Below are 5,482 nucleotides of genomic sequence, written 5' to 3'. Positions count from 1 at the left end.
GCCTGTTTCCGGACCACCATCGGGCAACGACACCACGACATCCCTCGGGGGGCGGTCGCATGCAACGGCGCGCGCACATATCCATCTCCGTCCTGCTGGCCGGCGCCGCACTGACGGCTTGTCAGGGCGACGACTCCAAGGCCGAACCCGCGGCCGGCGCCAAGTCGTCCAAGTCCGCCGCGGGCGCCTCGGCCCCGGCCGGCGGCTCGGCGGTCGACCCGCTGCAGAACGAGCAAGGCACCGGCCCGGGCCTGGCGCCGCTGACCTCGGCCGCCGACCTGACCCGGGCCCGGACGCTGATCGGGCGGGTGAACACCAAGGCCCGCGGTCCGCAGACCGGTTACGACCGGGAGAAGTACGGGCCGGCCTGGACCGACAGCGTCACCGACGTCCCCTTCGGCAGGAACAGTTGCGACACCCGCGACGACATCCTCAAGCGGGACGGCCAGGGGACCCGGTGGAAGGACGACAAGGGCTGCGTCGTGAACACGATGACGCTGCCCGATCCGTACTCCGGCAAGGACATAGCGTTCACCAAGGCCAAGGCGTCCGCGGTGCAGATAGACCACGTGGTCCCGCTCAGCGCCTCCTGGCAGATGGGCGCGGCGCAGTGGGACGCCGACAAGCGCCGCCGACTGGCCAACGATCCGCTCAACCTGCTCGCGGTGGACGGCCCGATCAACGGCGGCAAGGGCGATTCGAGCCCGGCCACGTGGCTGCCGCCGAACAAGGTGGTCCGCTGCTCGTATGTGGTGCGCTACGCGCAGGTCTCGATCAAGTACGACCTGCCGGTGACCGACGCGGACAAGCAGGCGATGCTCGCGCAGTGCGGCGGGTGAGCGAGTAGCGAGCCGGTCGGGTCGCGCCGAAGCTCGGGCCGTGCCCCGAGGCGAACGCTCGCGGCGGTCGAGCGAGCAAGCCGGCCGGGCCGCCTACGGTCGCAACACGACCTTGCCGAGGTTGGCGCGCGCCTCGATCACCGCGTGCGCCTTCGCCGCGTCCGCGAGGGCGAACGTCTCGTGCACCGCGACCCGGAGCCGGCCCGCCGCCGCCAGGTCCCACAGTTCCCGCCCGTGCCGTTCGTATCGCTCCGGAAACGCGGTGGCGAACCGCGCCATCGACATCCCGGTGATCGTCCGCGCGCCCGCGAGCAGTTCCCACGCGGGCACCGTTCCGCCGCCGGAGTTGAAGAAGACCAACCGTCCGAACGGCGCGAGCGCGCCCACCGCACGCGGCAGTACGTCACCACCGACCCCGTCGAGCACGACGTCGACCGGCTCGCCCCACGACCGGGCGTCGTAGGGCACCACGTCGTCGACGCCCAGACCGCGCAGGAAGTCAGCCTTGTCGAGCGAGCCGACGGCCGCCACCACGCGCCGGGCGCCGCGCACCCGGGCCAGTTGCACGGCCAGATGACCGACTCCGCTCGCGGCGCCGGTGACCAGGACGGACTTCCCCTCGACCGAGCCGGCCGAGGCCAGTGCGGCGAGCGCGACCTGACCGCCGCGCACCAGCGCGACCGCGTCCACGGCGCTCGCGGCGGCCGGGATGTGCGACGCGGTGAAGATCGGTGCCGGGGCCAGTTCGGCATAGGCGTTGGTGAACGAGATCGCGACCACCCGATCCCCGACCGCGTATCCGGTGACGTCCGCACCGATCGCCGCCACGTCGCCGGCCACCTCCCCGCCGAACACCCCGGGCAGCGGCAGCCCACCCTCGCGCACCTTCCGCACGCTCGGCAGGCTCACCCCGATCGCCTCGGTACGGATCAGCAATTCGCCCGGCCCCGGCTCGGGCTCCTCGGCCTCCTCCACCCGCAACACTTCCGGACCGCCGTACTCGTAATAGCGAACGCGACGCACACACACCTCCGAGAACCTGGCGAATATCATGGGGAACTCCAACGATATGCACTCGGTCGTGGGAAAGTCCAACGATTCTCCGGGTAGGCTGCCCCCATGGTCGACAAGCTGCCCGCCCCCGCCCGGATCCGCGCCCTGCCCAGTTGGCTGCTCGGTCGCGCCGCCGCCCACGGCCGGGGACTGGTCCGGGAGGCACTGGCTTCGGACGGCATGCCGATGCTGCACCACCTGGTGCTGATCGCGGTCCGCGAGTACGGCCCGGTCGCACAGGCCGAACTCGCCCGCGCGGTGGGCATCGACCCCAAGGACATGGTCGCGATCCTGAACGCTCTCCAGACCGACGGCCTGGTCACCCGCACCCCCGATCCCCGCGACCGGCGCAAGAACGCGATCACCACCACTCCCGCCGGCGAACAGCGGCTGGTCCGCCAGGAACCGCTCGTGGACGCCGCGATGGACGAACTGCTCGCCCCGCTCGACCCCGCCGAGCGAGCCACCTTCACCGCCCTGCTCCTGCGCGTGGTGGCCGCCGGCGAATCCAGCGTGTCGTAGGGTCCGCGCATGCCCTCAGGCACCTACTCCTTCCACGACCCGCACGACGGCACCCCGCTCGGCGAGGAACGCTTCTCCTGCGCACCCGGCCCGATCGGGTGGCGCTACACGGGAAGCGGCATCGACCTGACCCTGGACGCGCGCGGCCGGCCACTGCGCCTGGAGGCGCTCGCCGGTGGCTGGCGGGTGCGCGGCGGCGCGACGGTCGTGGACGGCGCGGCCGGGGTGGTGTGGTTGCGCGGCGCGGCCGATCCGAACGTGGACGAGCCGGCGATCGAGGCCGAGGCGAAGGCCGCCGGCTTCACCGGTCGCTCGCCCGCCTTCCTGATCGCCACCGCGACCCTGCTGAACCTGGCCCCCGGCGGCTCCGCGCGGCTGCGCCTGATCGCGCTGACCGAGCCGGTACTGGCGGCACACACGGTGGACCGCTCCTGGACCCTGGCCGAGGTCGAAACCCACGACGGCCTGCTCGTCGAACGCTACGAGGTGGACGACCTGGCCACCGGCGAGCGCACGACCGTGCACCTGAGCGGCGATGTGGTCCTCGCCGCCCCCGGCATCGAACTCGAAGCCCTCGACACACCCCCGAACAGGCGGATCACGACGGCGGGGTGAACCCGGGTCGCGGTCCGCGCTCGGGATCGGCGGGGGGTACGACCGGGGCGGGTCGAACCTCGGGTGTGGTGCCGGCAGGGGTGGCGGGCGGCTGAGCGGGCTCGGGCGCGGGGGCCTGCTCGTGGACCGGCGCCCAGGCCGGCGTCCGACCCGGAGCCGGCTCCGACGGCCGTGCCGCGGCGGGTGCCGCCGGCGGCGCGGGCATCCACGCCGCAGCCCCGGCACCCGCGGGAGCCTCGGCGGCGAAACCACGCGGCCCGCCCGCGTACCGCTCCCAGTCCCGCCGCTGCCGCTCGGCCAATACCGCGGCCAGATACACCACCGGGTGCATTCCGGGCGGCGGGCCGATACCGATCCGGTTCGCGGTATCCGCCGTCAGCCGCAGGCCCAGCGACGCCTCTATCGCCGGATCCAGATCACCCCGCCGCGACAGGAATTGCCGAATGGCCAAGGCCAGATCGTCGGACAGCCCCGACAACTCGATCCCGGTCGCCCACGCCGACGCGGCCGGATGCAGCGGCAGCGGCAAATGCCGCGCGCCGGGAGTGCGCTCCCGCACCACGAACGTCCCGGCCACCATGTCGCCGAGCCGCTTGCCGTTCTTCGAGGCGAGCGAAGAGAACACCGCGCCACACCCGAACGTGGTCCAGAAATCCGCGAAGAAGCCGATCAACGCCCGCACCAACGCGTGCCGGAACCGAATCGGCCCGCCGTCGTCGCGAACCACCCGAAGCCCCAGCGCCATCTTCCCCGGCGACCGCCCGTGACTGGTCGTCTCCCACGCGACCGGCCAACCGACCACGACCAACACCAGAATCGACAACAACAACGCCGTCGCGAGCGCCTCGTCCGCGACCGGCACCGCCAGCGACACCAGCCAGACCGCGAGCAGCAGCAGCGCCACCTGCGCGGCCACGTCGATCGCCATCGCGATCGCCCGACTGGGCAACCGGGCCGGCCGCAGGTCGAGCGCGACCGCCTCCCCCGTGACGAGCTCGGACACGTCCACCTCCAGTGTGTGCGTCGATGCCACTCCCAGAGAGGATGCACCGTATGGATGTCGACGTGTTCGTCGCGGTACACCGCCACGAGTGGCAACGCCTGGAACAACTGACCCGCCGCCGGCGGCGATTGTCGGGCCCCGAGGTGGACGAGCTGGTGACGCTGTACCGCCGCACGGCCACCCACCTGTCGACGATCCGCTCCGCCGCGCCCGACCCGGTGCTGGTCGGCCGACTCTCCACCCTGACCGCGCGAGCCCGCTCGGCGGTCACCGCCCCCCGTACTCCGGCCTGGCGGGAGGCGGTGCTGTTCCTGACCGTTCGATTCCCCGTCGCGGTCTACCGCAGTCGCCGCTGGTGGGGCGTCACCGCGTTGGTCTTCGTCGCACTGGCCTCGATCATCGCCGCCTGGGTGGCCCACGACCCGGCGGTCCGCGACGCGGTCGCCGCCCCGGAGGACATCCGCCGGTTGACCCGCCCCGGTGGGGACTTCGAGACCTACTACTCCAGCGCCCCCGCGAGTTCCTTCGCCGCCCAGGTGGCCACGAACAACGCGTGGGTGACGGCCGGCTGCCTGGCCCTGGGCATCCTGCTCGGCCTGCCGGTGATCTACATCGTCTTCGGCAATGCGATGAACGTCGGCATCTCGGCCGGCCTGATGGCCGACGCGGGTCGCCTGGACGTGTTCTTCGGCCTCATCACCCCACACGGCCTGCTCGAACTCACCGCGGTCTTCATCGCGGCGGGCGTGGGCCTGCGCCTGGGCTGGACGGTGATCGACCCGGGCCCCCGCACCCGGGCCCGCGCGATCGCCGAGGAGGGCCGCATCGCCCTGGGCATGGCCCTCGGCCTGGCCCTGGTCCTGGTCGTCTCCGGCGTCATCGAGGCATTCGTGACTCCGTCGGGCCTGCCGACCTGGGGCCGCATCGCGATCGGCGTGACGGCCGAGGCCCTGTTCCTGGGCTACGTGGTGATCCTGGGCCGCCGAGGCCAATTCGCCGGGGAGCAGGGGGATGTGGCATCCTCGGACGTCGCGGACGAACTGCCGATGGTCGCCTGAAGGGGTGATCTTGACAGTCCACCGGCCGCACACGTAGATTCGAAGGGTTGTCGCAAAGTTGTTCAACGGCGCGACAGTCTGGTAGTCTCTGCCAGAGTCGAGCGGGGCGTCCGTCAAGGATCGCATTCCTGCCGCAGCATCACCATCGAATTACTCGATCATCGGTCGCGTTCATTCGCGACGGGTTGGGCTATTTGCTGTTCTTGTGCGTGTGGTTTTGGAATTCCCAATCGGCCGGAGCGTGGCAGAAACGGGTTACCGAATCTGCTAAGCTCGAAGAGCCGGAAGCCAAGGAAGCGAGAGTTTCGAAGGCGGAAAGCAACGGACGAAAAGCGGGTCGCAGGATCTGCTAGAGTCCGGAAGGCGGAAAGCGCGGAAACGCGGTGGAAGCC

General features: G+C 71.4%; 6 protein-coding genes. 4 read left to right on the top strand and 2 right to left on the bottom strand.

What is annotated here, in order from left to right:
* The first annotated feature begins 59 nt into the window (after positions 1-59).
* Complete coding sequence (locus ACFXMF_RS46555; protein WP_360323344.1) at positions 60-839, top strand: HNH endonuclease family protein; 780 nt, start codon at positions 60-62, stop codon at positions 837-839.
* A gap of 93 nt (positions 840-932) precedes the next feature.
* Here the strand turns inward: ACFXMF_RS46555 and ACFXMF_RS46550 are convergent, their stop codons facing one another.
* Positions 933-1,862 (bottom strand): zinc-binding alcohol dehydrogenase family protein, encoded by a 930-nt coding sequence (locus tag ACFXMF_RS46550; protein ID WP_379987793.1) that lies wholly within the window; start codon positions 1,860-1,862, stop codon positions 933-935.
* Between the two features lie 96 nt (positions 1,863-1,958).
* Here ACFXMF_RS46550 and ACFXMF_RS46545 point away from each other — a divergent pair, with 96 nt between their 5' ends.
* Together ACFXMF_RS46545 and ACFXMF_RS46540 are read left to right on the top strand one after the other, a co-directional pair.
* Entirely contained in the window at positions 1,959-2,414 is a 456-nt protein-coding gene (locus tag ACFXMF_RS46545) for a MarR family winged helix-turn-helix transcriptional regulator (RefSeq protein ID WP_379987760.1), read from the top strand.
* Positions 2,415-2,423: 9 nt separating this feature from the next.
* Entirely contained in the window at positions 2,424-3,029 is a 606-nt protein-coding gene (locus tag ACFXMF_RS46540; RefSeq protein WP_360323340.1) for a hypothetical protein, read from the top strand.
* Here the strand turns inward: ACFXMF_RS46540 and ACFXMF_RS46535 are convergent.
* Complete coding sequence (locus ACFXMF_RS46535) at positions 3,013-4,032, bottom strand: RDD family protein (RefSeq protein WP_360323338.1); 1,020 nt, start codon at positions 4,030-4,032, stop codon at positions 3,013-3,015. The two genes, ACFXMF_RS46540 and ACFXMF_RS46535, sit on opposite strands and share 17 nt — an antisense overlap.
* Positions 4,033-4,082: 50 nt before the next feature.
* Here ACFXMF_RS46535 and ACFXMF_RS46530 point away from each other — a divergent pair, with 50 nt between their 5' ends.
* Positions 4,083-5,090 (top strand): stage II sporulation protein M, encoded by a 1,008-nt coding sequence (locus ACFXMF_RS46530; RefSeq protein ID WP_360323336.1) that lies wholly within the window; start codon positions 4,083-4,085, stop codon positions 5,088-5,090.
* Positions 5,091-5,482: the final 392 nt, after the last annotated feature.

The sequence above is a fragment of the Embleya sp. NPDC059213 genome (genome assembly GCF_042754445.1).
Taxonomy (GTDB): domain Bacteria; phylum Actinomycetota; class Actinomycetes; order Streptomycetales; family Streptomycetaceae; genus Embleya.
Note: the sequence above shows the minus strand (reverse complement) of the source record. Positions and strands in the feature narration are given on the sequence as shown.